Consider the following 25,202-nt stretch of genomic DNA (forward strand, 5'->3'; position numbering starts at 1 on the left):
CCCCTACCGTAGGACGTGTCCGCCTTGCCCTGCACGACTGTCGGCAACTGCGGCAGCACGTGCCCGTTTGGGCCGCCCGCCGGGCCCGCGCAGACGACCGGTACCTGGCACCGATATCCACACCGCCAACGCCAGCATCCCGTCCAGGATCAGCGCCAGCGCGGCCACCATCAGGGCACCGACCAGGGCGATGTGGAATTGCCGTTCCTTGATCCCGTCGATCAGATAGCGGCCCAGCCCACCCAGGCTGGCGTAGGCGGCCACCGTTGCGGTGGCGACCACCTGCAGCGTCGCACTGCGCAGCCCGCCGAGCATCAGCGGCAACGCGTTGGGCATTTCAACGCGCAACAGCACCCGGGATTCGGTCATGCCCATGGCGCGGGCGGCATCCACGATCAGCGGGTCGACACCGGCGATACCCGCATAGGTGCCGGCCAGCAGCGACGGGATGCCCAGCAGCATCAGCGCTGCAATCGGGGGCGCCAAACCCAGCCCGAACAACAGCGCACCCAGCAACAACACCCCCAGCGTCGGCAACGCGCGCAATCCATTGATCGCGCTGACCACCAACACTTGGCCGCGGCCGGTGTGGCCGATGACCAGTCCGATCGGGATGGCGACCAGGGCCGAAGCCGTGACCGCCAGGGCGGTGTACTCCAGATGCTCGCCGGTGCGGGCCGCCAGGCCGGCGGGCCCGGTCCAGTTGTCGACGGTGGATAGGTAGGACAGCACATGCTGCAGGAAATTCACCGGGCACCGCCCACGATCGGGGATCGGATTCGACGACGGGACCGGGACGCCTCCCATGGTGTGATCAGCCGGCCGGTCAGGTTCAGCAGCATGTCGATGAGGATGGCTAGCGTGAACATCGCGATGATGCCGGCCATGATCTGGTCGGTCTTGTTCGTCTGATAGCCCATGGTGAACCAGGTGCCCAGGCCGCCGATGCCGATTACCGCACCCACCGAAACCATCGCGATATTGGTCACCACCACCACTCGCAGCCCGGCCACCAGGACCGGGATCGACAACGGTAGCTCGATTTTCAGCATCCGGGCCAGGGGCGAGTAGCCGACCGCGACGGCCGCATCGCGCACCTGCGTCGGCACCGCGTCCAGCGCCTCCAGCACGGCCCTCACCAACAGTGCGGTTGTGTAGGCGCTCAGCGCAATGATGACGTTGGCTTCGTCGAGGATCCGGGTCCTGATGAGCAGCGGCAGCACCACGAACAGCGCCAGCGACGGGATGGTAAATACGATGCTGGCGGTCGCCGTGGTCACCCGGCGGAGCAACGGCGCGTGCTGCACCAGCAGCCCCAGCGGCACCGCGATCGCCAAACCGATCAGCACCGGAATCAGCGACAACCGCAGATGCACCACGGTCAGCGCCCAGGCGTTGCTCAGATGGGTCAGCAGGTAGTGCACGGCTCACTCCCGCCTTCGGCGGTTTACCGCGGCCAGCACGTCGGCGGCCAGGACCGCGCCGATGACCTTGCCACCGCCATCGACAGCGACGCCCATCGCCGACGGCGAAGACAGCGTGGCATCCAGCGCCTGGCTGAGGTTGCCGTTCGGCCGGAACAGCGAGCCCACCACGGTCATGGTGTCCGACAAAGGGGCGCCGCCCCGGTGGTGCCGCACTCCGACGGCATCGATCCAGCCCAATGGGGCGTTCTCGGTGTCGACCACCAGCGCCCAGCCGTCGGGTAGCTGGGTCTCCCCCAGGCGGTCCACGGAAATCCGCTCGATGTCGTGCACGGGCAGATCCGCGCCGTCGTAGAGCTGCAACAGTCGGTAGCCGCGACCCAGACCGATGAACTTCGACACGAATTCGTTGGCCGGGCGCGATAGCAGCCGGGTGGGTTGGGCACACTGTTGCAGGCGCCCGCCCGGCGCGAACACCGCTACCACGTCGCCCAGCTTGAACGCTTCGTCGATGTCGTGTGTGACAAACACGATGGTCTTGTGCAATTGGTCCTGCAGACGCAGGATTTCGTTCTGCAGGTCGTGGCGTACGACCGGGTCGACCGCGGAGAACGGCTCGTCCATCAACAGGATCGGCGGGTCGGCCGCCAATGCTCGTGCGACCCCGACCCGTTGTTGCTCGCCGCCGGAGAGCTGAGCGGGATAGCGGGTGGCAACCTTGGGATCCAGCCCGACGCGCTCGAGCACCTCATAGGCGGCCTTACGGGCGGCCCGGCGGGACTGGCCGCGCAACACCGGCACGGTCGCCACGTTGTCGATGACCCGTTGGTGCGGCATCAGCCCCGCGTTTTGGATGACATAGCCGATCCCGAGGCGCAACTGGACCGGGTTAACGGTGGACACGTCCGTCCCGTTGACGGTAATGGCGCCCGAGGATGGCTCCACCATCCGGTTGATCATGCGCAACGCCGTCGTCTTGCCGCAGCCGGAGGGGCCGACGAATACCGTTAGCATGCCGTTGTCGACGTCGAGGCTTAATTGGTCCACGGCGGTGGTGCCGTCGGCGTACACCTTCTGAACTTTGTCAAAGCTGATCAAGTTGTTCCCAGTCTCTACGGCTTGATCGGGCGGTCAAAACCGTTGTCGCGCACCCATTTTTGGGCAGCCTCGTCGGGATCGACGCCACCGTTACCCGATACCGCGGCATTGAGTTCGGCGACGCCGTCGGTGGTCAACTTCGCCGACACCGCGTCCAGCACATCTTTGAGCCGATCCGACTTCTTCTGCGAATTGACCAGCGGCACAATGTTGCCGGCCAGGAAGTTGTGTTCCGGATCCGCGAGGACCACCAGCTGGTGCTGACGGATTGCCGGCGAGGTGCTGAAAATGTCGGCGGCGGTGACCGTTCCATCCAGCAGCGCCCGCACGGTTACCGCACCGCCGCCATCGTTGATCGACACGAAATTGCCCGACGCGATGTCGAGTCCGTACTTTCGGAGTAGCCCAGACAACCCAGAGGGCCTGGTTTGAAACGCCGACGGCGCCGCGAACTTCACCTCGGCTGAATGTGCGGCCAGGTCCGCGATCGTCCTCAGCTGCCACCTACCCGCGGTTGCGCTGGTAACGGTGACCGTGTCGGTATCGGAGGCCGGTGACGGTGTCAGAATCGACAGGTCACCGGGTAAGCGCCGGTAGAGCTCCAATTCGACGGCATCGAGCAGGGTCGCGGTGGCCTGGGGCTCGAAGTACAGCAACAGGTTTCCGATGTATTCGGGCACCAGGTCGATGGAATGGTCCTTCAGCGCCGGAACGTACGTCTCGCGGCTACCGATTCCCATCCGCCGCCCGATGTCGAATCCGTTGGCCTGCAATGCCTGTGCGTAGATTTCGGCGACGATCTGCGATTCCGGAAAGTCGGCGGACCCGACCACGATCGAGTTGATGTTGCCCGACGAGGTGCCAAACGGGTCGGAACTGCCACAACCAGCGATCGGGCACACGCCCGCGAAGCACACCGCAACGGCGAGTGTCGCGCGCCGCACGTGCCGCAGCATCCGCATGCTGTTGACACTATCGTCAGAGTCGGCGTGGCGCCGCCGCGACATGGGCGTGCAGCTAACTTAGCAGCTGCGATTTAGTTACCTTCGGTGCGGAAAAAGGGTAAACATGAAGGTATGAGCAGCAACCATTCTGGGTCAGCTGGTTCGTCCCCCCAATCCCATGCCAAGGCGCCGTCGTCGGCTCCAGCTCCCCGGGCGGGAAGGTCATCCGGGGAACCGCCGGTCAAGTTCACCCGCGCGGCCGCGCTGTGGTCGTCGTTGATTGCCGGTTTTCTGATCTTGATCATCTTGCTGATCTTCATTGCGCAGAACACCGAATCCACGGCTTTCGCGTTCTTCGGTTGGCACTGGAGCCTGCCGCTGGGGGTGGCGATACTGCTGGCGGCCGTCGGGGGTGGACTGCTGACGGTGGCGGTGGGTACCGCGCGGATTCTTCAGCTGCGACGTGAGGCCAAGAAGAGTCACGCACAGGCATTGCGCGCAACTAACCCGGGGCGTTGACCGCCGGCTAGGCGGTCGGCTTGGCGATCTCGGCCAATCCGCGTGAGATCAGCGGCGCCACGACTTCGGGCGCCGTGTCATACGATTCGTCTTTCCCGCCGGCCCGTTCCGACATGCGCCGGCGAAAGTCGATGCCGGCGGCGATGATGGCCAGCTTGAAGTAGGCCAGCGCCATATAGAACTCCCAATGCCCCAACGGCATCCCCGAAACCAGCGAGTATCGGTCGGCCAGCTCGTCGGCGGTCGGCAGCAGCGGTGATGTCCAGGCCGCCTGTGCGTTCACGATCAGGTCCAGCGCCGGGTCGCGGTAGACACACATCAGGGCCGCGTCGCTAAGCGGATCACCCAGCGTCGAAAGCTCCCAGTCCACCACGGCGCGGACCCGCGTCGGGTCGTCGACGTCCAGGATGGTGTTGTCGATTCGGTAGTCCCCATGCACAATCGAGGTGCGGCTCTGGTTCGGAATGGCTTGCTGCAGAGCCGAATGCAGCCGCGCAACATCGTCGTCGCGGCGGTCGTCAGGCAGCCGCACCAAGCCCCACTGCGAGCCCCACCTACGCACCTGGCGTTCCAGGTAGCCGTCGGGTTTGCCGAAGTCGCCCAGCCCAACGGAGCTGGGCTCGACGCTGTGCAGATCGACGAGCACCCGGATCAACGAGTCGACGCAGCCGTCGATGGCCCTGCTGCCCAGCGCTTCGAGTTGCGCGCGCCGGCGTACCACCTGCCCGGCGACGAACTCCACGATCTGGAACGGAGCACCCAGCACCTTCTCGTCCGCGCACAGCGAGATCGTGCGCGCGACCGGAACCGGGGTGTCCTGCAGCGCGGCCACCACCCGGTATTCGCGAGCCATGTCGTGCGCCGAGGGTGTCAGCCCGTGTAGCGGCGGGCGCCGTACCAACCAGCCGGTCGCATCGTCGTAGACACGAAAAGTCAGATTGGAGCGACCACCCGAGATCAGCTCGCCGCGTAGCTCGCCCTCTCGGCCCAGGCCGAGGGAGCGCAAGTACCCATCCAGCGCAGCCAGGTCAAGGCCGTCGAGTCGGTCAACGGAAGTCACCGATCTTGTTTACCATCGCGGCTTGTCCCGATCCTCCTCAGGCGGGTGCGCACCCCGGAATTCGTTGCCCACGTCAACCCGGCGACGGGGTATGCCGCCGAGGCGGGCTACCACCGCTGGTTGCGCGGTAACAGATCCCACACGTGTTCGGTCGTGTTGACCGCCGCGACGGTCGCCTGGCCGGTCCGGGAGAACAGCAGCCGGGTCACCGAGGCGTAGTCGATCGGAAACGACAACAGGCGTGCGGTCCCCAAAATGTCATGCAGCACCACGTTGATGACACCGCCGTGGCTAAACGCCGCCACGGTGTCCTCCGGGCCGGCGGCGCCGACCACGTCTTCGATGGCCGCGCGCACCCGCGCCCGAAAGCCGTCTTCATCGACGGCGCTGGGCAGCTGCCCCTGGGCCATGCGCGCCCATTCCTGGGGGTTTTCCTCGCGGATCTGCTCGACGGGGATGTACACCGGCAGATCGCGGTCATACTCGGCGAAGCGATCATCGATCTCGACGGGCAACTCACGCGCCGCCGCGACCGGTTCGGCGGTCTGGATCGCGCGGCGCTGCGGGCTGCTCACCACCCGGGAGATCGGAAACCGGACCAGCGCCTCGGGCAGGCGCGCTACCTGCGCCAAACCGGCTTCCGATAGCTGCGGGTCAGCTCCCTGGCCATGTTCGCTGCGCAGGGGCAACGCGTGCCGGACCAGAAGCAGTTGCATGTTTGTTCCCGTCTTGTCGTTGATCTCCCCCGCCCTCGGGTCGCTCGGCACAGCCTCGCACGAGGAGCCGGCGACTCCCTCGACCCCTAGGAGAATGGTATTCTCTCTTGCGAGAGCGGGGTGTGCGGGCCATGGCGGCTGCGGGCGGAATAGCACTGGATGCCGATGTCATCGGCCGATTTCTCGATGCCCAGCCCGCCGTCCCGGCCACCCCGGATAGCGGCGGGGAGCTGGTGCTCGAGCAACTGAGCGGCGGATCGCAGAACACCCTGTACCTGATTCGCCGCGGCGGCCAGCGCATGGTGCTGCGGATGCCCGGCCCCCGCGCCGACACCGCCCGGATCGACGGGTTGTTGCGAGAGATCCGTTTGGTGCGGGCTCTGTCGGGCACCGATGTGCCGCACGCGGAGCTCATCGCCGCCGACGAAGCCGGCTCGGTGCTCGGTTTGCCGTTCTATGTGATGCGGGCCATCGACGGCTGGAGCCCGATGGACGGCGGGTGGCCAGCGCCGTTCGACACCGACCTGCCGGCCCGGCGCGGGCTAGCGTTCCAGCTCGTCGAAGGCGCCGCCAGATTGGGCCGGGTGGATTGGCGCGCCCAAGGCCTGGAAGGCTTCGGCCGTCCGGAGGGCTTCCACGACCGGCAGGTCGATCGCTGGCTGAGTTTCCTCGCGGCGTACCGCGTGCGCGAACTTCCCGGCCTGGACGAAGCGTCGGACTGGCTACGCGACAACCGCCCGCGGCACTACACCCCCGGCATCATGCACGGCGACTACCAGTTCGCCAACGTGATGTTCGGCCACGGGGCGCCGGCCCAACTGGCCGCGATCGTGGATTGGGAGATGACCACGGTCGGTGATCCGCTGCTGGATTTGGCCTGGGCGCTGCTGGGCTATGACGGCGAGGCGCCCCGCGCCGACGGGTTCTACCTGGACATGCGCGGGATGCCACGGCGCAGCGAATTGCTGGAGCATTATGAGAAGGTCAGCGGGTTGTCCACCGAAAACATCGACTACTACCTGGTGCTGGCCAATTGGAAGCTCGGGATCGTGCTGGAGAAGACCTACGCCGCCGCGGTGCGTACCGGAAAGGTTGATCCCAAGGTCAGCGCGGCGTTCGAGTCGATGATTCCGCGGCTGATCGCCACGGCCGCCGAACTGGCCCGGTCGCTGCCGAGCAGGAGACGCTGAAATGAGTTACGCTGAGCGGCTTTTCGACCTCACCGACCGGGTGATGCTGATTACCGGCGGCAGCCGCGGCCTGGGCCGGGAGATGGCCTTTGCGGCCGCCCACTGTGGCGCCGACGTGGTGATAGCCAGCCGTAACATGGACAACTGCGTGGCCACCGCCAGGGCGATCGAGTCCGAAACCGGCAGGGCCGCAATGCCTTATCAGGTACACGTGGGTCGTTGGGAGCAGCTCGACGGATTGGTCGAGGCCAGCTACGACCGGTTCGGCAGGGTCGACACCTTGATCAACAACGCGGGCATGTCACCGCTGTACGACAAGTTGACCGATGTCACCGAGAAGCTGTTCGATGCGGTGGTCAACCTCAACCTCAAGGGCCCGTTTCGGCTCTCGGCGTTGGTCGGTGAGCGGATGGTGGCCGCCGGGCGCGGGTCCATCATCAACGTCAGTTCGGCGGGCTCGCTGCGGCCAAGTCCCGACATCATTCCCTACGCCGCGGCCAAGGCCGGGCTCAACGCCATGACGGAAGGCCTTGCGCGCGCGTTCGGGCCGACCGTTCGGGTCAACACCTTGATGGCCGGCCCATTCTTGACCGACGTCAGCAAGGCCTGGAACCTCGAGCGGGCCACCACGAACCCGTTTGGGCACCTCGCGCTGCGGCGTGCCGGCAATCCACCCGAAATTATCGGCGCGGCACTGTTTTTAGCTTCCGATGCCGCAAGTTTCACCACCGGCTCGATCCTGCGCGCCGACGGCGGAATTCCCTAACAGACAGGAGTATCGCAAATGGCCTGGGACTTCTGCACCGAACCCGAGTTCGAGAAGAAACTCGAGTGGATCCGGGAGTTTGTGCGCGACGAGGTGGAGCCACTTGAAGTGCTGTTCCCGGGCTGTGAGTTCCTGCCGCTCAACGACGAACGCCGACGCATCGTCGATCCGCTCAAACAGCGGGTCCGCGACGAGGGGTTGTGGGCTCCACATTTGAGCCCCGAGCTGGGCGGTCAGGGTTTCGGCGCGGTGAAGCTGACGTTGATCAACGAGATTCTGGGCCGCAGTCCCTGGGCACCGATCGTGTTCGGCACCCAAGCACCCGACACCGGGAATGCGGAGATCATCGCGCGGTTTGGCACCCGGGAGCAAAAGGAGCGGTATCTGGACGGATTGCTCTCCGGCGAGATCTTCTCCTGCTTTTCGATGACCGAGCCGCAGGGCGGTGCCGACCCGCGTGTCTTCACGACCCGCGCCGTACGAGACGGCTCGGACAATGGGGACTGGGTAATCACCGGGCGCAAGTACTTCTCGTCCAACGCTTCGGTCGCGTCGTTCTTCATCGTCGTCGCAATCACCGACCCCGCAGTGCCGGTTCATCGCGGTGCATCGACCTTCCTGGTCCCTGCCGGGACGAAAGGCCTGACCATCGCGGCCAACCACCATCTGGTGGGTGCACTTCCGCATGAACCGGGACATTCCCTGGTGCACTACGACGAGGTTCGAGTGGGCTCCGACGCGCTGTTGGGGGAGCCCGGTCAGGGCTTTCTGATCCTGCAAACCCGGCTGGCCGGTGGCCGGCTGCATCACGCGATGCGGTCTATCGGAATGGCGCAGCGCGCGGTCGAGATGATGTCGCGACGCGCGAAAAGCCGTTTCACCCAGGGCAGCTCGCTGGCCGACAAACAGTTGGTACAGGCGTTCATCGCCGACTCGTATACCGAGCTGATGCCGTTCCGGCTGGCGGTGCTGCACGCGGCCTGGCTGATCGACACCGCCGGTGAGCACGCCGCGCGCACCGAGATCGGCGCCTGCAAGATCCTGGCGTCGCAAGTGCTCAAGTCGATTGGCTTGCGCGCCATTCAGGTGCACGGTGCGTTGGGCACCACCGATCAGCTGCCGTTGGTCAACGTGCTGCTCGGCGGCGTCGCGCTGGGCTTGGCCGACGGACCCACCGAAGCACATAAGGTGAACCTGGCCCGGATGCTGCTGAAGAACTACGAACCCGAAGACCCGGAGTGGCCCAGCGAATCGTTGGCCATCCGCCGCGAGGCCGCCCGCGTCAAATACGGCGATCTCGTCGATCGCGTTCCCGCCCTGCCCGATTCGCCATGAACAATCGGGTCACTGCGGCGGTCGAGCGCGCGCTCGACGACCGCCAGCGCGAAGCCACCGAGGAGGTCGAACGAATCCTGGCGGCCACGGTTCGGGTAATGGAGCGGGTCGCACCAGAACCTCCCCGCGTCAGCGACATCGTCGCCGAGGCCGGCACCTCGAACAAGGCGTTTTACCGCTACTTCGCCGGCAAGGACGACCTCATCCTGGCCGTCATGGAGCGCGGCGTGGCGATCGTGGTGTCCTACCTCCAGCATCAGATGGCCAAGGAGACCCGTCCGCAAGACAAGATCGCGCGGTGGATCGAGGGCGCCCTGGCCCAAGTCGCCGACCCGCATCTGATCAGCATGAGTCGTGCCGCCGCCGGACAGCTGACCGCGGCAACCAATTGGCGCGGCGCCGACCAGGACATGATGCGGCCGTTGCGTGAGTTGCTGGTTGCCCCCGTCACGGCGCTGGGCAGCAGCGACGTCGAGCGCGACGTGAACACCGTATTCGGCTGTACGGTAGCCACCATGCGCCGCTACGTGGGTTCCACCGAGCGGCCCGGCCCCACCGACATTGCGCATCTGGTGCGGTTCTGCCTGCTCGGGTTGGGGGTCGGCTGATGCGCGCGGTCATCTGCCGCGCCTACGGCCCCCCGGAGGGCCTGCAGATCGTCGACGTCACCGATCCGGTCCCCGGTCCCGGTCAACTGCTGGTGCGCGTCTCGGTTGCGGCGGTGAACTTTCCCGACGTGCTGCTGATCGCCGGTAAGTATCAGATCCGGATTCCGGTGCCGTTCACCCCCGGCAGCGAGCTGGCCGGCGAGGTGCTGGCCGCCGGCGACGGCGCGCCCTTTAGTCCGGGCCAACGGGTCTACGGGGCCACCGCCATCGGGGCGTTCGCCGAGCTGGCACTACTGGATGCGGCCTCGGCAACGCTCGTTCCCGACGAAGTCGACCTGGCCTCTGCCGCCGCGTTCGGCGTGACCTACCGGACCGCGTATCATGCGCTGCGCTCAATTGCCCAGGTCTCGGCGGGCGATTGGGTGGTGGTATTGGGTGCCGCCGGCGGCGTGGGCCTGGCCGCGGTCGATCTTGCGGTGGCCATGGGTGCCCGCGTACTGGCCGCCGCGTCCAACCCGGAGAAGCTGGAGTTGTGTGCGCAACGCGGGGCGCTAGCCGTCGTCGACTACAACCGGGAGGAGCTCAAGTCCCGCATCCGCGAGCTCACCGGGGACAGCACGCGGGTGGTCATCGACCCCGTCGGCGGCCAGTATTCGGAGCCGGCCCTACGCGGCCTTGCCCGCGGCGGCACGTTTGTCACTCTCGGTTACGCCGCCGGCACAATACCGGCCATCCCCCTCAATCTGGTGCTGCTCAAGGGCATCACCGTGCGCGGCATGGAGATCCGTACCTTCATGACCGATCGTCCGGCCGAAGCCACCCGTGACCTGGCTGAACTGTCCCAGATGTTCGCCGACGGGACCATCCGACCCCACATCGGTGCGCGATTCCCCCTGGCCGACGCCCCTGCCGCGCTGCGCTACGTGGCCGAGCGCAAGGTGCTGGGCAAGGTGGTTATCGACGTGCCGTGACCTCGCTGTCGCTCAGGAACGATGTCGCTAAGGGACGATGATGTTGAAACTTGGGTTGGGTTCGTCGAGCACGCCGGCCAGGGCCTGCAACACCGCCTGGTCACCGGAGACCTCGATCCCGGGTGAACTGAAATCACCCATGGCCACCGCCAGCAGCCGAGACTTGCTGTGCAGCTTGACGGTAACTGACGCCGTCGCTTCGTCGGCAGCGATCTTGCGATGAATCAGCACACCGTTACGCAGTGCGAGGCGGTAGTTGGCGTTGAGGTCCTCGAACGTCACGTCGATGGTGATGTCGAGATCCCAGCTGCGCGGGCCGTTGATGCGGATGGCAAGGCTGTCGAAGATCTGCTCCGGCGTGAGCTGGGTGAGCAGCGCAGGCGAGGTCGCCTGAACGGCGGTGCCCATGACGCCGTCGCGCAATTCGGCTGCCCCACACATGAAAAAGTTGCGCCAGGTCGCGTTCTCGGCACCGTACCCCATCTGTTCGAGGGTGTCGGCATAGAGGGCGCGGGCGGCGGGGTGCTCACTGTCAGCGAATACCGCGTGATCGAGTAGCGTAGCCGCCCAACGGAAGTCGCCGGAGTCGAACGCATCCTGGGCGAGTTCTACCACACGGTCAATCCCACCCATTGCCTCGACGTAACGTGGTGCGAGCGCTTCGGGAGGATGGGGCCACAGCCGCCCGGGGTTGCCGTCGAACCAGCCCATGTAGCGCTGGTAAACCGCCTTTACATTGTGACTGACCGACCCGTAATACCCATGGGTGTGCCAGGCCTGCTCCAATGCCGGTGGCATCTGGAACATTTCGGCGATCTCCACACCTGTGTAACCGTGGTTGAGCAGCCGCAATGTCTGGTCGTGCAAATAGGCGTACAAATCCCTTTGCAGCGAGAGGAATTCGACGATGCGGTCGCGCCCCCAGGTGGGCCAATGGTGGGAGGCGAACACCACATCGGTGCGTTGCGCGAAGGTGTCAATCGCCTCGGTGAGGTAGCCCGACCAGCCATGCGGGTCGCGCACCAGCGCGCCGCGCAGCGTCAGCAGATTGTGCAGGTTATGGGTGGCGTTCTCGGCCATGCACAACGCGCGGAATTTCGGGAAATAGAAGTGCATCTCGGCGGGGGCCTCGGTGCCCGGTGCCATCTGGAATTCGATCTCAACCCCGTCGATGGTGTGCCGCTCACCCGTCGTCCGGATGTCGACTGTCGGGTTAATGATGGCGACCTCACCCGTCGACGGGGTTTGACCAAGCCCACAGCCCACCTGCTCTTGCGGACCGCGGGCCAGCAGGGTCCCGTACATATAGGTCGCGCGGCGAGTCATGGCCGGGCCGGCGTAGACGTTCTCCTGGACGGCGTGCTCGGTGAACCCTTCCGGAGCCAGGATCTGGACTCTTCCCGCGTCCACATCGTGCTGTGAGGTAACGCCCAGCACGCCACCAAAATGGTCGACGTGGCTGTGCGTGTAGATCACCGCCACGACGGGACGGTCACCACCGCGGTGGGTCCGATACAAGCTCAACGCGGCGGCGGCCACCTCGGTGGACACCAATGGATCGATGACGATAATTCCGGTGTCGCCCTCAATGAAGCTGATGTTGGACAGGTCGAATCCGCGGACCTGGTAGATGCCCGGCACCACTTCGTAGAGCCCTTGTTTGGCAGCCAGCGTCGATTGTCGCCACAGGCTGGGATGCACCGATGTGGGCGCGGGGCCTCCGAGAAACGAATAGACGTCGTTGTCCCATACCACTCGACCATCGGCCGCCTTGATGACACAGGGGCTCAGAGCGGCAATGAATCCGCGGTCGGCGTCGTCAAAATCTCGCGTGTCCTGGAATGGCAGGGAGTGTTGGCCGTGAGCCGATTCGATCGCCGCGGTAGGAGGTTTGTGGTCCACTGGCACTACCTTGCCATTAGCCTCGCGGCCTCCGGTAGGCCCCATCGCATCGCCAGCTGGCAGCTGGCTAACCGGAAAATAATTTGCACGGTCCCTAGACCTCGGGTCCAGTTAACCCGCATACTGCCGGGGCGGTCCTCAATGCCGAGAACCGCTACAACGGGCAAAGGAGCACAGGTGAAGCGTGGACTGACGGTCGCAGTAGCCGGAGCGGCGATTTTGGTCGCGGGTCTTTCCGGATGTTCGAGCAACAAGTCGACCACGAGCAGTAGCGGGACCTCAAGCACAGGCGCGACATCGGCAAGCACGGGAGGTGGCAGCGGCGCCTCCGGAACAAAGGTCACCATCGACGGCCAGGACCAACACGTAACCGGCTCAGTTGTCTGCACGACGGCCGCCGGCAATGTCAACATCGCAATCGGTGGGGCGGCCACCGGCATCGCCGCGGTGCTCACCGACGCCAACCCGCCCGAGGTGAAGTCCGTCGGGCTGGGCAATGTCAACGGTGTGACGCTTGGCTACACATCCGGCACCGGCCAGGGCAAAGCCGAGGCAAGCAAGGACGGCAGCACCTACAAGATCACCGGCACGGCCACCGGGGTGGACATGGCCAACCCGATGTCTCCGGTGAATAAGCCGTTCGAAATCGACGTCACCTGCCCCTGACTCGCGGGGGCGAGCCGGACACGCTAACCGACCGAGGATGCGGGCGGTTGCCACCCATTGAGCGGCAACCGCACCGCAAACTCGGTATGACCGGGCGCGCTATTGAGCGTGATAGTCCCGTGATGGGCCCTGACCACAGCGGAGACGATCGCCAAGCCCAACCCGGTGCTGCCGCCTCTGCGCGAACGGGACGAATCCCCACGGGCGAACCGCTCGAACACCTCCGATTGCAGCTCTGCCGGAATGCCAGGCCCGTTGTCGATCACCTGTAACACGGTGTGCGCCGGTTCGGTGCTTAGCCGCGTGGTCACGACGGTGCCGGCGCCGGTGTGGATCCGGGCGTTGGCAAGCAGATTGGCTACCACCTGATGTAGCCGTGCCGCATCACCGGGGACCACCACCGGCTCGGCCGGCAGGTCGAGTTCCCACTGGTGATCTGGACCGGCGATGTGTGCATCGCTGACCGCGTCGACCGCCAGCCGGGATAGGTCCACGGGTTCGCGTTCCAGCGGACGGCCCGAGTCCAGCCGGGCAAGCAACAAAAGGTCCTCGACGAGGCGAGTCATCCGCTCGGTTTCCGATGCGACCCGGCTCATGGCCTGCGCCACCGCCTCACGGTCGTCACCCATGCGCTGTGTGAGTTCGGTGTAGCCACGGATCGCGGCCAGCGGGGTGCGCAATTCGTGGCTCGCATCGGCAACGAACTGGCGCACTCGAGTTTCACTTGCCTGCCGGGTCGACAGTGCGGTTGCGATGTGGTCGAGCATCCGATTCACCGCCGAACCGAGTTGGCCCACTTCCGTATACGGGTTTGCTTCCGGTTCGGGCACCCGGACCGGAAGTTCGACCTCGCCGCGGTCCAACGGCAGATCAGCGACTTCCCTTGCGGTTTGCGCAACGCGCCGCAGCGGCGCCAGCGCACGCTTGATGATGACGACACCGGCCGTTGTTGCGGCGGCCAATGCAATCGCGGTGACGATGCCGAAGATGATCAAGATCCGAAACATGGTGGTGTCCACGTTCGACATCGACAGACCGGTGACAATCACTTCGTCTCCGTGCCGGCTCGGCGCGGCCACAACGCGGTATCGGCCCAAGCCGTCGAGGTCCAGAGTCCTCGGCGTGCGGCTGTCGGCGATGGCCGCCAGCTGTGCCTGCGCGGCTGCACTCACCTCGGCCCGGGCTCCACTGCCGGTCAGGTAGCCGGCCTCGGCCGTCTTGCCATCGTCGACGACCGCGCCAACCATACCGGCCGGCTGTCCCGGGGCATCCAGGAATCTTGGTCCAGGGCCTGACATGTGGCGAGGCTTGATGTGCCGCCACCACCACCGGTGTCCCTCCGGGTTCATCAGCGAGGAGCGGTACGACGTTCCGGCCAACTGATTGTCGAGCTGTGCCACCAAGTGATGGCGCAGCGCCAGTTCGGTTGCCACGGTGATGCCGACACACACGACGGCGAGGACCACCACCTGGCCGATCAACAACCGCAGCCGAAGCGACCAAAATCGCGGACTGCTAGCGGGCCGGCTTGAGGACATAGCCTGCGCCACGCAGCGTGTGAATCATGGGTTCGCGGCCGTTGTCGATCTTCTTGCGCAGGTAGGAAATGTAGAGCTCAACGATGTTGGACCGGCCGCCGAAGTCATAGCTCCATACCCGATCCAGGATCTGCGCCTTGCTCAGCACTCGTTTGGAGTTGCGCATCATGAACCGCAGCAGTTCGAATTCGGTGGAGGTCAACGCGATAAGTTCGCCCGCGCGGGTCACCTCATGACTGTCCTCGTCGAGAACCAGATCTCCGACCACGAGCTGCGCGCCGCTGTCCACCGTTGTTACCCCGGTGCGCCGCAATAGCGCTCGCAGCCGCAGCACTACCTCCTCGATGCTGAAAGGCTTGGTGACGTAGTCATCGCCGCCGGCCGTCAACCCGGCGATCCGGTCTTCGACGGCATCCTTGGCAGTCAGCAGCAACACCGGCAGGTGAGGATTCTCTTTGCGTAACTTGTGCAGTACGTCCAAACCGCTCATATCGGGCAACATCACGTCCAACACCACGACATCGGGCCGCTCAGTACGGGCGGCGGCGATAGCCGACGAGCCATCCGCGGCGGTCGTGATATTCCAGCCCTCATAGCGCAGGGCCATCGATACCATCTCGGCCAGCACGGGTTCGTCGTCCACAACCAGCACGCTGACCGGTTGGCCGTCGGCTCGGCACATGACAACTCGCTCAACCGAGGTTCGGGGCGCCGTCACGATTTCCAGTATCCCCACCGGACTAGGCCGACGCTATGCCCTTCCTATGCGCGAGCTGTGAAAACCCAGATGACCTGCACAGCTCCGGGCGTTAGTACCAGTAGCGCCGGCCGGCGACCGGGCGCCCCATGGATCCCATGATCCACAGCACCGCGCCGATCACCAGCAAGATGACTCCGAGCACGGTCAGCAAATGGATGCCAAAGACAAATCCGAGGATAAGCAAGACAGCACCGACGACAACCATGACAACTTCCTTCTAGATTACGGAGGCGTGATCAATTGACGACATTGAGCTGGGCTGCGGCAAATGACAATCCCTTACTTTCGGATTGACGCCGAAGTAATTAAGCGGCCCAGCGAGCACCGTCACCGCAACGGTTCCCACTGAGGCACAACTTGTTTGCTGGCCTTTGAAGTAGCCTCGCTGCCACGTTGCGAAGACTCCAATAAGCAACCACACGAGCACAATAGCCCCGACAACTCCGCGACCACGCATGGCGACCTCCAATGTGTCCGAGAAAAAATCTCGCAAATCCGTACATACCCGTTGTACTCGTGTCCAAACATCTTCGGGCCGATACGGAGCGCCCGAATAGACGCGCACAATGTGCGAGCGCCCGCGGCTACGGTTTCTGGGTGTCAAGCCATGCCGCTCCCCGCTTCTTGGAAGCGCGGGACAGCCAGGCATCCTGAATCAGCTCAGCCAATTCCGTCGTACCGATCTCAGCCAATCGACTGGCCCGCACCAGAACCGACGGATGGCCATCGAAGTGGGCCGTGGTGAAAAATGGCGAGGCAGGGTCTTGGGTCAGCGCCAGTTTGTCGCTCTCTGACTCCACCCACAACATGATCACGTCGGCGTATCGTTGGCCGGTGACCGGATCGGCGGCATCGGGCTGCGGCGTACGAAAGAACACGAACGACTTGCCACCCACCTGGTAGACGGGATTCCCCTTCGGTCCTTCCAATCGCTTGACGTGCGGCATCGACGCAGCAATCCGATGCACATCGGCGACCCGGGCGGGTCTGTCAGCCATAGCGGCAACAATACCGACTAGATTGGCACCAGGGCGGGCCGCTACCCTGCACGACAAGTATTGCGGTGAACGAGGATTGGGGAAACATGCCTGATACATTGTTCGCCGACGTATCAGAATATCAAGTGCCGGTGGATAACTCGTATCCCTACCGGGTTCTGTCGATTCGTGTCTGCGACGGCACCTATCGGGACCACAACTTTGCGCGCAACTATGCCTGGATGCGTGCCGCATTGGACAGCGGGCGCTTGACTTTCGGCATCGTCTACACCTATGTACGGCCCAATTGGCTGGCCAATGCGAATACCGTGCGTTCGATGATCGATGCCGAGGGCGGCTTGCACCAACGGATCGCATTGATGCTCGACGTCGAGTCGGGCGGAAACCCGCCGGGCGATGGGTCGGCTTGGATCAATCAGCTGTACTGGAACCTGGCCGCATTTGCCGGCTCACCCGCGCGAATCATTGGTTATGCCAATGCCTATGACTTTTTCAATATGTGGCGCGTGCGCCCGCCGGGCCTGCGGGTGATCGCCGCGGGGTATGGGTCCAATCCGAATCTTCCCGGCCAGGTCGCCCACCAATACACCGACGGCAACGGCTACAGCCCCAACCTGCCACAGGGGTGCCCACCGTTCGGTCGCTAAGACATGAACTCCGCCGACGGACTGACACCGCACCAGTTTGCCGCCGAATGCGGCATCAGCACGAACAGAGGACCCCTGATGGCACTTTCCGACGAAGAGCAAGCCGAGCTGTTGACCAAGGTGCGCGAGATCTGGGATCAGCTGCGTGGGCCCAACGGTGCCGGGTGGCCTCAGCTCGGTCAGAACGCGGCCGGACAGAACCTCACCCCCGTCGACGCGATCGCGGCGATCAAGGACGACGTGGAGAACATGGTCGCCGGAGACACCTGAGGGCTCGGCCCGCCAACCCGAAAACCGTTGGCAGGATGTATTTATCGCCCAACGAGCCGGAAACGAAGCACATTTTCACCGGCCGCTGTGGTGCGCCGCGCTAGCCGCCAAGCAGCAGTCCGCCGGCACCGGTGACGCCGTCCAGCCCATCATTACCCGGATTGGCTGCGGGAGGACCGACCACACCGGCTCCACCGGCTCCGCCGGACCCGCCAACGCCGCCTGCGCCGATCAGCGCACCAGCGGCCCCGCCGCCACCGCCATTGCCGCCATTGCCGCCGGAGGCAGCAAATCCGTAGCTGGCACCGCCGGCACCGCCACCGCCGCCGACGCCTCCGTTAGCGAACCATCCGCGCGCGCCGCCACCGGCACCGCCGTTGCCGCCGGTGCCGCCATCACCGTCGGTCACGCCGTTCACCGGGTCGCTCACCCCGTTGCCGGCGGCGCCACCGTGACCGCCGGCCCCGCCGTCGCCAGCCAGCCACCCACCAGCACCGCCGCCACCGCCGTTTCCGCCGCTGCCGCCGACGCCATAGCCGCTGAGGCCGCCAGCACCACCGGCGCCGCCGACGGCGCCGGCACCGAACAGACCGGCAGCACCGCCGACGCCGCCATTACCGCCGGCGCCGCCACCACGGCCCCCGTCGAACGCGGGGTTGCCGTTGGAGGTGTACGTCCAGTAGGCGTCCCCGCCGGCGCCACCCCGCCCGCCGACGCCAGCATCGCCCAACAGCGTTCCGCCGGCGCCGCCATTACCGCCGTCGCCCCCAGCGCCGGCGCCATAACCGCCGACCCCGGCGGCCCCGCCCGCGCCACCGGCGCCGCCCGCGCCGAACAGCCCCGCAGCTCCGCCGTGCCCGCCAGCGCCACCGGTGCCACCCATATCAGACCGGTACGAATACGTATCCGGCGGGAACGAAGTATTCAAGGCAAAGCCGTTGCCACCAACGCCGCCCTGCCCGCCGTCGCCGGCACTGCCAAAAAGCCACCCGCCGTGGCCACCATCGCCTCCCCGGCCACCGCTACCAGCACTGAGCCAGGCGTCGAGCCCACCGCCGCCGCCGGCCCCGCCGGCGCCACCGACTCCAATCAGCCCGGCGCCACCGCCATTGCCGCCGGCCCCGCCGTCACCCGCTCGCTGAGAGTCGATGAAGTTGCCCATACCGTCGGTCTGCGCGCTGTCCGCACCCAGGCCACCTTGGCCGCCGGCACCGCCGTTGCCGTAGAGCCACCCACCTTGACCGCCGTGGCCACCCTGACCGCCACTTCCCGCTAGCGCGGCGTTTCCGCCGCTACCGAACGTCCCGCCGGCTCCACCGGCCGCTCCGGCCCCACCAGATCCGAACATGCCGGCGGCACCACCGGCGCCGCCCGCGCCGCCAGCACCGCCGTAGGAACCATTGCCCGCATAGTTGCCGTCCCCGCCGGCCCCGCCCTGCCCGCCGGCTCCGGCGTCGCCGAACAGCCACCCGCCACGACCGCCCATGCCGCCGACGCCGCCGTCGCCCGCGGTGGTGCCGTAGATGTTGTTCACGTTGTCGTAGCCGCCGGCCATCCCGCCGGTTCCACCCTGCCCGCCGACGCCCCCGGCGCCCCACCAGCCGGCCGCGCCGCCGGCGCCACCGGCGCCACCGCTAACCCCGTTGAAACCCACCGCGCCCGCGGTGCCCGCGCCCCCGGCTCCCCCGGCGCCGCCGTTGCCTAACCACCAGCCGCCCATTCCGCCGGCCCCGCCCGCCGCACCGGCCCCGCCGGCACCGCCCATCCCGCCGTTGCCGATCAGACCCGCAGAGCCACCGGCTCCCCCGGCGACCCCGGCGGTCGTCTGCGAATAGCCGTTGCCGCCGTTGCCGTACAACAACCCACCGGCACCGCCGTTTGGGTTGGCCGCCGTCCCATCGGCGCCGTTGCCGACCAGTGGGCGTCCGAGTAGGGCCTGGGTCGGCGCGTTGACCACACCGAACACCGCGTCTTCCAGGGCTTGCAATGGCGAGGCGCTGGCCGCCTCGGCGGTGGCATATGCGCCGCTCGCGCCACTGATTGCCTGGACAAATTGGGCATGGAACGCGGCCGCCTGTGTGCTCATCGATTGGTAGGCCTGCCCGTAGCCGGCAAACAACGACGCCACGGCTTGGGAGACCTCATCAGCGCCGGCGGCCAGCAGCCCGGTGGTCGGGACCGCAGCGGCCAGGTTGGCCGCGCCCAACGCTGACGCGATTCCTTCCAAATCCGTCGCCGCCGAGGTCAATATCTCTGGGACCACCAACAGGTACGACATCGCCGTCCTCCGCCACTTTTGGGTGAATAATTAGCGGCAGCGTAATCCCGTCGGGATAAGAAATTTCAGGAATTTGGCAAACCCAAATCGCACAAATGTCAACCAGCTCCCAAACGATGGGCGGCTGGCCCAGGATCAGGTCACGGGCCGCCGCGCTGATACGAACAGGGTCGGCGGGATCGGGCCTTCAGAGTCGTTGGGCACCGGGCGCCCGTGGTGGGCAAGCAACTCGGCCGAGGTTGTCACCGACGCCTCCCAGCCGCGGTCAGCCAGCCAGTCGGCGAGCACGGTGCGCTCTTCGGCGTACCAGAGCTCTTCCACGTCCGGCATCTGGATTTCCACCAGCTTGCCGGCCGCCGCCCGCATTCGCCGCATGTCCTCGTGTTGGCGTCGCACCAGATCGGGATCCAGGAAGCCCTCTTCTGGCACGTTGGCAGCCAGCCAACTGCCGGCAGGACTCAGCGCGTCGATGCGCTCGAACAAGAGGTCCTGCGCCCGCGCCGGCAGGTAACGCACCAGCCCTTCGGCCGACCAGGCACTAGCTTTCGACGCGTCAAAACCGCTGTCCCGCAAGGCCGCCGGCCAGTCTTGGCGCAGGTCTATCGGAATGTTCACCAGTTTGGCTGTCGGTCGCGCGCCGTGCCGGCTCAATGTGGCGGATTTGAACTCCAGCACCCTGGGCTGATCGAGTTCGTAGACGACGGTGCCGTTCGGCCACGGCAACCGCCAGGCACGCGAATCCAGTCCCGAGGCCAGGATCACGACCTGTCTGACATCGGCGTCGGCCGCACCGAGGAAGAACTCGTCGAAGAATGCCGTGCGCGCCGCCATGAAGTCGATCATCTGCCGCACCCGTGTCCGCACCAAGGGCTCGATGTCGGACGCCGCGGCCAGCAGCGCGGGGTTGGCGAACAAGGTCCACATCCCATCGCCGGCGGCATCGACAAAGATGCGCGCAAACGGGTCGTGGATGAGCGGATCATCGCTCTCGGTTTCGGCCGCTCGCGCGGCCGCCACACCGAGCGCGGTGGCTCCCACGCTCTCGGTGATGTTCCAGGTATCGCTATCGGTTCGCGGCATTGGCACCTTCCCAGGAAGAAAAGCCATCCTTGGGAACCAGTCTTGCAGTCGTCGAGGGCCGCGGCCGCTCGTCGCCGGTGTCCTAGGCTTTTTCCCAGAGAATCGACAGGTTGCAAAGGAGCACCATGACGCGTACACCCCAGGAGGTATTCGTCCACCACGGACGAGCGCTTGCCACCGGCGACCTTGACGAGATCGTTGCCGATTACGCCGACGACTCCGTGCTGCCGACATCGGCGGGCGTCGCACGCGGCAAGGACGCCATCCGAAAAGTGTTCGCCACGTTGCTCGATGATCTGCCCAACGCCGCCTGGGACTTGAAGTCTCAAGTTTTTGAGGGCGACCTGCTGTTTCTCGAGTGGGCCGCCGAGTCGGCGGATAACCGGGTCGATGACGGCGTCGACACGTTTGTGTTTCGCGACGGGATGATCCGAGCCCAGACCGTGCGCTACACCCCCCGCACCAAGGGGTGACCTCGGTGAACCCGGTGGACCTCGATGCGGTAGCGGCATGGATGTCGGGACAGGGACTGGGCGAGGGCCCGTTGTCCGACGTTTCGACGGTCACCGGCGGAACGCAGAACGTCATGCTGCGTTTCACCAGGTCCGGACGTACCTATGTACTGCGTCGCGGACCACGCCACCTGCGTGCGCGCAGCAACAGTGTGATCCTGCGTGAAACCAAAGTGCTTGCGGCGCTAGCGGATACCGATGTTCCCCACCCATCGTTGATCGCCACCTGCGACGACCCCTCGGTGCTTGGTGACGCCGTCTTCTACCTGATGGAGCCGATCGACGGATTCAACGCCGGCGAAGGACTGCCGCCGCTGCACGCCGGTGATGCACGCATCCGCTTCGGCATGGGACTTTCGATGGCCGACGCGCTGGCCAAACTCGGCGCCATCGACCATGTTGCGGTGGGCCTGGCAGATTTCGGCAAACCGGAAGGATTCCTGGAACGCCAAGTGCCGCGCTGGCTTTCCGAGCTGGACTCCTATCAACAGTACGAGGGCTACCCGGGGCCGCAGATCCCCGGCATCGAGGAGGTGTCGGCCTGGTTGCAGAGCCACCGACCCGCACGCTGGACACCGGGCATCATGCACGGCGACTATCACGCGGCCAACGTCGTGTTCTCCCTGACCGGGCCGCAGGTGGTCGCCATCGTCGATTGGGAGATGTGCACCATCGGTGACCCGCTGCTCGATTTGGGCTGGCTGCTGGCCACCTGGCGCCAGCCGGATGGATCCAGCGTGTTCAGCCATGCGCTCGGCGGGCAGGACGGGTTGGCCAGCACCGAGGACCTACTGCGGCAGTACGCCGCCAACACCACCCGCGACCTGTCCCACATCACCTGGTACACCGTGCTGGCCTGTTTCAAGCTCGGCATCGTGATCGAGGGAACGCTGGCTCGCGCCTGCGCGGGCCAGGCCGAGAAAGAAGTCGGCGACCAGCTGCACGCCGCCACGGTGCACTTGTTCGAACGTGCGCTCAACCTGATCGGAAGGCCCTGAGCGGAGTTTCTCAGCCGGGCATTCCATTGGCGCCAGTAGCGCCCTGCGCCCCGGTGTGACCGGTTGCACCGGATAACCCTTGGCCACCAAATGGGCCGTAACCCCCGGCGCCGCCCGCACCACCCGCGCCACCCGCACCACCGTTACCGCCCACGCCGCCGACTCCAGCGGCACCCGCGTGACCCAGCAGTCCGCCGGCCCCGCCCGCCCCGCCGTTGCCGCCGGTACCGCCCGCCCCGCCGGACGCACCGGCACCGCCGTCCCCGCCCGTGCCGCCGAGATAATCGCTGGTGTTGACGCCATTGCCGCCGGCGCCGCCCGGACCGCCCGCAGCGCCGGCACCGCCGATGCCGCCCAGACCGCCGGCGCCACCAGCCCCGCCATCGCCCATCAACCACCCGCCACGACCGCCGGCGCCACCGTGGCCACCGGCGCTACCGTTGCCGCCGGCGCTCAGCGGACCGGTGGCATCCCCGCCATGGCCACCGGTGCCCCCACGGCCTTGAAGATAGGAGGTGCTGCTGTTGCCCCCACCATTGCCGCCCCTTCCGCCGGCCGCACCGGCGCCGCCATCGCCGCCATCGCCGCCGTTGCCGCCCAGGGAAAATGGGGCGTTGGTGACATCGCCGCCGGCACCGCCGTTACCGCCCGGGGCTCCCGCACCGCCGGCGCCCCCCTGGCCGCCGATACCACCCTGGGGTTGGCCAGCGCCCCCGCCACCACCGTTACCGCCAGGTGCACCAAGGCCGCCGTCGCCGCCGTTGCCGCCGTTGCCACCGGGATCCCCGGCACCGCCAGTCCCGCCGCTTCCCCCGTTGCCCCCGGCCTGATGGTCGCCGCCGGGGGCGCCGGACGTTCCGTTTCCGCCCCGTTCGCCGATGCCGCCGTTGGCGCCGTTGTGACCATTGGCCGCCGCCGGATCCGCATAGTCGGGCCCCGGATTGACTCCCTGCGAACCGGTGCTGCCGGCCCCGCCGACGCCTCCAGCTCCACCGGCTCCCCATAGCCCGGCGTTGCCCCCGGCCCCGCCGTTGCCGCCGGACGGGCCGCCGGCGCCGCCTTGGCCGCCGCTACCGTAAAGCCAGCCTCCGGCCCCACCGCTACCGCCGCTGCCGCCGACCCCGCCTTGCCCGCCGGCTCCGCCTTGGCCGATTAGTCCAGCGGCGCCCCCGTTGCCTCCCGCTTGACCGGGTCCGCCGGATCCGCCGTTGCCCCCGTTGCCATACAACAACCCGCCGGCCCCGCCGGCTTGCCCGCTGCCCGCCGCGCCATCGCCACCATTGCCGATCAGCGGGCGACCCAACAGCGCCTGCGTGGGCGCATTGACCATGTTCAGCGCTTGCTGCGCCGCGTTGACGGCCTCAGCACCGCCGTAGGCTTCCCCAGCCGAGGTCAGCGCCCGCACGAATTGCTGGTGAAACTGCAGCGCCTGGGCGCTCAGCGATTGGTAATTCTGGGCGTGCGCACCGAACAGGGCGACCACGGCTGCCGACACCTCGTCCGCACCCGCGGCCAGTATGCCCGTGGTCGGCATTGCCGCCGCCACCGTTGCCTGGCTGATCGTCGAACCAATGCCGGCCAAATCCGCTGCCGCCGCCACTAGCATATCCGGCTGTGTAAATAAAAACGACATGACAGTTCCTTTGGCCCTTGTGAAATGCGGAGATCCTGGTGATAGTGCACTACACAGGCCTGCAGATATAGAACAGAATTTCAACCGTTATATAACTGTGATAAGTGATCTTGGCGTTGTAAACTGTCTAGACAAAAGCCTTGCTATTTATTGTCAATTCCTTGGACAAGCGCCGTGTCGCTGGGTCGGCAATGGGTTTCCTGTCGATGTCGGGCCCGTTTGTCCCATCCTCAGGCGGGCGACACAACCAGCATCACCCGGGGACGCCGCCGCGGGCCATATGTCGCTGCACCGCACGGGCATGGGAGGCGTCACCGTCGTCAACGGCTCGCTGATCGAGGTCGGCGATCGCGTCGGCGTGGCCGTAGAGCACCAGCACGTCGCCGCACGAAACCCGGCTATCCGGGCCCGGATGCGCCTCGTAGTCGCCGTCATCTCGATTGATCCCGAGCACCAGCAAACCCTCCTCCGGCAACCGGAGCTCCCGCAGCGTGCTTCCGGACACCCAGTCGTCCGCCTCGATCGCCAACTCACTGACCACGTAGCCGTCCCCCAGGTCGGCCAACACCGCGGAGTCCCGGCCCGCCATGTCGGTCCAGCGGCGCAATGCCCGACCGATCAGCGCCGTCAGCCAGCGGTTCACCCAGGGACTGCGAGACAGATACACCAGCAGCAGCAGTCCCGCCGCCAGCACGAAGACCCGCATCCACGACGCCCCGACGGCGTCGCCTCGGAAACCGAGAATCAGCGAACTCGCGACCGCAACGAAGCCGATGTTACCCACCAGCATGAGCAGCATCACCACTCGGCGGCGCACCGGATGCGACACCACAACCTCGGACTCTGTGGTGGTGAAGCCGGCACCGGTGAACGCCGACCGGGCTTGGAACCGCGCCGCCTCCCCGGACATCCCCGAGGCGGCCAGCACCACGGTTGCAACCCTGGTGACGAGCAGCGAGACGGCCAGCACGGCGAGCAGTGAAGCGATTGCGTACATGCCCCGAGCTTGCCCCGAGGACAAATTGGGTAAACCCCCCGTGCGCCCGGGCAGGGCCGCACGTCTCGCCAGCTAAAAGCGCGCCCGAAGAGATTCGAACTCCCAACCTTCTGATCCGTAGTCAGATGCTCTATCCGTTGAGCTACGGGCGCCGTTGTTCAGTTGTGTCCTCGCAGGTGCTGCGCGGAGGCGAGAGGATTTGAACCTCCGGTCCCCTTTGAGGGGGACAACTCATTAGCAGTGAGCCCCATTCGGCCGCTCTGGCACGCCTCCATCGAACTTCATGAGGGTA

At 66.1% G+C, this 25,202-nt stretch carries 24 protein-coding genes, 2 tRNA genes and 2 pseudogenes; 10 read left to right on the forward strand and 18 right to left on the reverse strand.

Annotation, left to right across the window (positions count from 1 at the left end):
* Positions 1-3 precede the first annotated feature (3 nt).
* From MB901379_RS22940 to MB901379_RS22955, 4 genes and pseudogenes are all read right to left on the reverse strand, one after another.
* Complete coding sequence (locus tag MB901379_RS22940; protein ID WP_158018690.1) at positions 4-750, reverse strand: ABC transporter permease; 747 nt, start codon at positions 748-750, stop codon at positions 4-6.
* A complete protein-coding gene (locus MB901379_RS22945) occupies positions 747-1,424 on the reverse strand; it encodes an ABC transporter permease (RefSeq protein ID WP_158018691.1) in 678 nt (225 codons plus the stop codon). The genes MB901379_RS22940 and MB901379_RS22945 overlap by 4 nt, the downstream gene beginning before the upstream one ends.
* Positions 1,409-2,522, reverse strand: a pseudogene (locus MB901379_RS22950) (ABC transporter ATP-binding protein). The gene MB901379_RS22945 and the pseudogene MB901379_RS22950 overlap by 16 nt, the downstream one beginning before the upstream one ends.
* A 14-nt stretch (positions 2,523-2,536) precedes the next feature.
* On the reverse strand, positions 2,537-3,484 hold the full coding sequence (locus MB901379_RS22955) for an ABC transporter substrate-binding protein (protein ID WP_158018693.1): 948 nt from the start codon (positions 3,482-3,484) through the stop codon (positions 2,537-2,539).
* 114 nt (positions 3,485-3,598) lie between these two features.
* On the opposite strand from MB901379_RS22955, the gene MB901379_RS22960 reads away from it, so the two are divergent.
* Entirely contained in the window at positions 3,599-3,985 is a 387-nt protein-coding gene (locus tag MB901379_RS22960) for a LapA family protein (protein ID WP_158018694.1), read from the forward strand.
* Positions 3,986-3,992: 7 nt separating this feature from the next.
* Here the strand turns inward: MB901379_RS22960 and MB901379_RS22965 are convergent, their stop codons facing one another.
* Positions 3,993-5,045 (reverse strand): phosphotransferase family protein, encoded by a 1,053-nt coding sequence (locus tag MB901379_RS22965; RefSeq protein WP_158018695.1) that lies wholly within the window; start codon positions 5,043-5,045, stop codon positions 3,993-3,995.
* Positions 5,046-5,152: 107 nt separating this feature from the next.
* Positions 5,153-5,761 carry a histidine phosphatase family protein gene (locus tag MB901379_RS22970; protein ID WP_158018696.1) on the reverse strand — a complete coding sequence of 203 codons (609 nt, stop codon included), beginning with the start codon at positions 5,759-5,761 and terminating at the stop codon, positions 5,153-5,155.
* 131 nt (positions 5,762-5,892) lie between these two features.
* Between MB901379_RS22970 and MB901379_RS22975 the strand changes: the two genes are divergently transcribed.
* Genes MB901379_RS22975 through MB901379_RS22995 form a run of 5 tightly spaced genes read left to right on the forward strand, consistent with a single transcriptional unit; the run spans position 5,893 to position 10,631 of the window.
* Entirely contained in the window at positions 5,893-6,951 is a 1,059-nt protein-coding gene (locus tag MB901379_RS22975; RefSeq protein ID WP_158018697.1) for a phosphotransferase family protein, read from the forward strand.
* A 1-nt stretch (position 6,952) separates the two neighbouring features.
* Complete coding sequence (locus tag MB901379_RS22980) at positions 6,953-7,717, forward strand: SDR family NAD(P)-dependent oxidoreductase (protein WP_158018698.1); 765 nt, start codon at positions 6,953-6,955, stop codon at positions 7,715-7,717.
* Positions 7,718-7,735: 18 nt separating this feature from the next.
* Positions 7,736-9,052, forward strand: coding sequence for an acyl-CoA dehydrogenase family protein (locus tag MB901379_RS22985; RefSeq protein WP_158018699.1), 1,317 nt, complete (start codon positions 7,736-7,738; stop codon positions 9,050-9,052).
* Positions 9,049-9,660 carry a TetR/AcrR family transcriptional regulator gene (locus tag MB901379_RS22990; protein WP_158018700.1) on the forward strand — a complete coding sequence of 204 codons (612 nt, stop codon included), beginning with the start codon at positions 9,049-9,051 and terminating at the stop codon, positions 9,658-9,660. Before MB901379_RS22985 ends, MB901379_RS22990 begins: the two co-directional genes overlap by 4 nt.
* A complete protein-coding gene (locus MB901379_RS22995) occupies positions 9,660-10,631 on the forward strand; it encodes an NADPH:quinone oxidoreductase family protein (protein WP_158018701.1) in 972 nt (323 codons plus the stop codon). The genes MB901379_RS22990 and MB901379_RS22995 overlap by 1 nt, the downstream gene beginning before the upstream one ends.
* A gap of 27 nt (positions 10,632-10,658) precedes the next feature.
* Here MB901379_RS22995 and MB901379_RS23000 read toward each other — a convergent pair whose 3' ends face one another.
* On the reverse strand, positions 10,659-12,539 hold the full coding sequence (locus tag MB901379_RS23000) for an alkyl/aryl-sulfatase (protein ID WP_158018702.1): 1,881 nt from the start codon (positions 12,537-12,539) through the stop codon (positions 10,659-10,661).
* A 171-nt stretch (positions 12,540-12,710) separates the two neighbouring features.
* Here MB901379_RS23000 and MB901379_RS23005 point away from each other — a divergent pair, with 171 nt between their 5' ends.
* Positions 12,711-13,199 carry a lipoprotein LpqH gene (locus MB901379_RS23005; RefSeq protein WP_158018703.1) on the forward strand — a complete coding sequence of 163 codons (489 nt, stop codon included), beginning with the start codon at positions 12,711-12,713 and terminating at the stop codon, positions 13,197-13,199.
* A gap of 23 nt (positions 13,200-13,222) precedes the next feature.
* Here MB901379_RS23005 and MB901379_RS23010 read toward each other — a convergent pair whose 3' ends face one another.
* From MB901379_RS23010 to MB901379_RS23025, 5 genes are all read right to left on the reverse strand, one after another.
* Complete coding sequence (locus MB901379_RS23010) at positions 13,223-14,737, reverse strand: sensor histidine kinase (protein WP_158018704.1); 1,515 nt, start codon at positions 14,735-14,737, stop codon at positions 13,223-13,225.
* On the reverse strand, positions 14,715-15,419 hold the full coding sequence (gene tcrX, locus MB901379_RS23015; protein WP_158019394.1) for a two-component system response regulator TcrX: 705 nt from the start codon (positions 15,417-15,419) through the stop codon (positions 14,715-14,717). Before tcrX ends, MB901379_RS23010 begins: the two co-directional genes overlap by 23 nt.
* A 127-nt stretch (positions 15,420-15,546) precedes the next feature.
* Positions 15,547-15,702, reverse strand: a complete 156-nt coding sequence (locus tag MB901379_RS24120) for a DUF6131 family protein (RefSeq protein WP_174237061.1) — start codon at positions 15,700-15,702, stop codon at positions 15,547-15,549.
* 12 nt (positions 15,703-15,714) lie between these two features.
* Entirely contained in the window at positions 15,715-15,966 is a 252-nt protein-coding gene (locus tag MB901379_RS24910) for a hypothetical protein (protein WP_158019395.1), read from the reverse strand.
* Between the two features lie 115 nt (positions 15,967-16,081).
* Complete coding sequence (locus MB901379_RS23025) at positions 16,082-16,495, reverse strand: MmcQ/YjbR family DNA-binding protein (RefSeq protein ID WP_158018705.1); 414 nt, start codon at positions 16,493-16,495, stop codon at positions 16,082-16,084.
* An 86-nt stretch (positions 16,496-16,581) separates the two neighbouring features.
* On the opposite strand from MB901379_RS23025, the pseudogene MB901379_RS23030 reads away from it, so the two are divergent.
* Positions 16,582-17,412: pseudogene (locus MB901379_RS23030) on the forward strand (hypothetical protein).
* Between the two features lie 100 nt (positions 17,413-17,512).
* Here MB901379_RS23030 and MB901379_RS23035 read toward each other — a convergent pair.
* Positions 17,513-19,690, reverse strand: coding sequence for a PE family protein (locus MB901379_RS23035; RefSeq protein WP_158018706.1), 2,178 nt, complete (start codon positions 19,688-19,690; stop codon positions 17,513-17,515).
* 135 nt (positions 19,691-19,825) lie between these two features.
* Complete coding sequence (locus MB901379_RS23040) at positions 19,826-20,770, reverse strand: class I SAM-dependent methyltransferase (protein ID WP_158018707.1); 945 nt, start codon at positions 20,768-20,770, stop codon at positions 19,826-19,828.
* 125 nt (positions 20,771-20,895) lie between these two features.
* On the opposite strand from MB901379_RS23040, the gene MB901379_RS23045 reads away from it, so the two are divergent.
* Positions 20,896-21,243, forward strand: a complete 348-nt coding sequence (locus MB901379_RS23045; protein ID WP_158018708.1) for a nuclear transport factor 2 family protein — start codon at positions 20,896-20,898, stop codon at positions 21,241-21,243.
* A 41-nt stretch (positions 21,244-21,284) separates the two neighbouring features.
* Positions 21,285-22,280, forward strand: coding sequence for a phosphotransferase family protein (locus MB901379_RS23050; RefSeq protein WP_158019396.1), 996 nt, complete (start codon positions 21,285-21,287; stop codon positions 22,278-22,280).
* A 10-nt stretch (positions 22,281-22,290) separates the two neighbouring features.
* Here MB901379_RS23050 and MB901379_RS23055 read toward each other — a convergent pair whose 3' ends face one another.
* The 4 genes from MB901379_RS23055 to MB901379_RS23070 form a co-directional block, all read right to left on the reverse strand.
* Positions 22,291-23,913, reverse strand: a complete 1,623-nt coding sequence (locus MB901379_RS23055) for a PE family protein (RefSeq protein WP_158018709.1) — start codon at positions 23,911-23,913, stop codon at positions 22,291-22,293.
* 253 nt (positions 23,914-24,166) lie between these two features.
* Positions 24,167-24,910 (reverse strand): TrkA C-terminal domain-containing protein, encoded by a 744-nt coding sequence (locus tag MB901379_RS23060; RefSeq protein ID WP_158018710.1) that lies wholly within the window; start codon positions 24,908-24,910, stop codon positions 24,167-24,169.
* 79 nt (positions 24,911-24,989) lie between these two features.
* A tRNA-Arg gene (locus MB901379_RS23065) sits at positions 24,990-25,062 on the reverse strand.
* 32 nt (positions 25,063-25,094) lie between these two features.
* A tRNA-Ser gene (locus MB901379_RS23070) sits at positions 25,095-25,183 on the reverse strand.
* Positions 25,184-25,202: the final 19 nt, after the last annotated feature.

The organism is Mycobacterium basiliense (assembly GCF_900292015.1).
Lineage (GTDB): Bacteria > Actinomycetota > Actinomycetes > Mycobacteriales > Mycobacteriaceae > Mycobacterium > Mycobacterium basiliense.

Excerpts from the sequence above, each read along its gene's own strand:
- MB901379_RS23055 (WP_158018709.1), bottom strand. The coding sequence starts at position 23,913 with ATGTCGTTTTTATTTACACAGCCGGATATGCTAGTGGCGGCGGCAGCG.
- MB901379_RS22985 (WP_158018699.1), top strand. The coding sequence starts at position 7,736 with ATGGCCTGGGACTTCTGCACCGAACCCGAGTTCGAGAAGAAACTCGAG.
- MB901379_RS24120 (WP_174237061.1), bottom strand. The coding sequence starts at position 15,702 with ATGGTTGTCGTCGGTGCTGTCTTGCTTATCCTCGGATTTGTCTTTGGC.
- MB901379_RS23025 (WP_158018705.1), bottom strand. The coding sequence starts at position 16,495 with ATGGCTGACAGACCCGCCCGGGTCGCCGATGTGCATCGGATTGCTGCG.
- MB901379_RS23040 (WP_158018707.1), bottom strand. The coding sequence starts at position 20,770 with ATGCCGCGAACCGATAGCGATACCTGGAACATCACCGAGAGCGTGGGA.
- MB901379_RS22955 (WP_158018693.1), bottom strand. The coding sequence starts at position 3,484 with ATGCGGATGCTGCGGCACGTGCGGCGCGCGACACTCGCCGTTGCGGTG.
- MB901379_RS22990 (WP_158018700.1), top strand. The coding sequence starts at position 9,049 with ATGAACAATCGGGTCACTGCGGCGGTCGAGCGCGCGCTCGACGACCGC.
- MB901379_RS23060 (WP_158018710.1), bottom strand. The coding sequence starts at position 24,910 with ATGTACGCAATCGCTTCACTGCTCGCCGTGCTGGCCGTCTCGCTGCTC.
- MB901379_RS23050 (WP_158019396.1), top strand. The coding sequence starts at position 21,285 with ATGTCGGGACAGGGACTGGGCGAGGGCCCGTTGTCCGACGTTTCGACG.
- MB901379_RS22970 (WP_158018696.1), bottom strand. The coding sequence starts at position 5,761 with ATGCAACTGCTTCTGGTCCGGCACGCGTTGCCCCTGCGCAGCGAACAT.
- MB901379_RS22980 (WP_158018698.1), top strand. The coding sequence starts at position 6,953 with ATGAGTTACGCTGAGCGGCTTTTCGACCTCACCGACCGGGTGATGCTG.
- MB901379_RS22975 (WP_158018697.1), top strand. The coding sequence starts at position 5,893 with ATGGCGGCTGCGGGCGGAATAGCACTGGATGCCGATGTCATCGGCCGA.
- tcrX (WP_158019394.1), bottom strand. The coding sequence starts at position 15,419 with ATGTGCCGAGCCGACGGCCAACCGGTCAGCGTGCTGGTTGTGGACGAC.
- MB901379_RS22960 (WP_158018694.1), top strand. The coding sequence starts at position 3,599 with ATGAGCAGCAACCATTCTGGGTCAGCTGGTTCGTCCCCCCAATCCCAT.
- MB901379_RS23045 (WP_158018708.1), top strand. The coding sequence starts at position 20,896 with ATGACGCGTACACCCCAGGAGGTATTCGTCCACCACGGACGAGCGCTT.
- MB901379_RS23035 (WP_158018706.1), bottom strand. The coding sequence starts at position 19,690 with ATGTCGTACCTGTTGGTGGTCCCAGAGATATTGACCTCGGCGGCGACG.
- MB901379_RS23010 (WP_158018704.1), bottom strand. The coding sequence starts at position 14,737 with ATGTCCTCAAGCCGGCCCGCTAGCAGTCCGCGATTTTGGTCGCTTCGG.
- MB901379_RS22995 (WP_158018701.1), top strand. The coding sequence starts at position 9,660 with ATGCGCGCGGTCATCTGCCGCGCCTACGGCCCCCCGGAGGGCCTGCAG.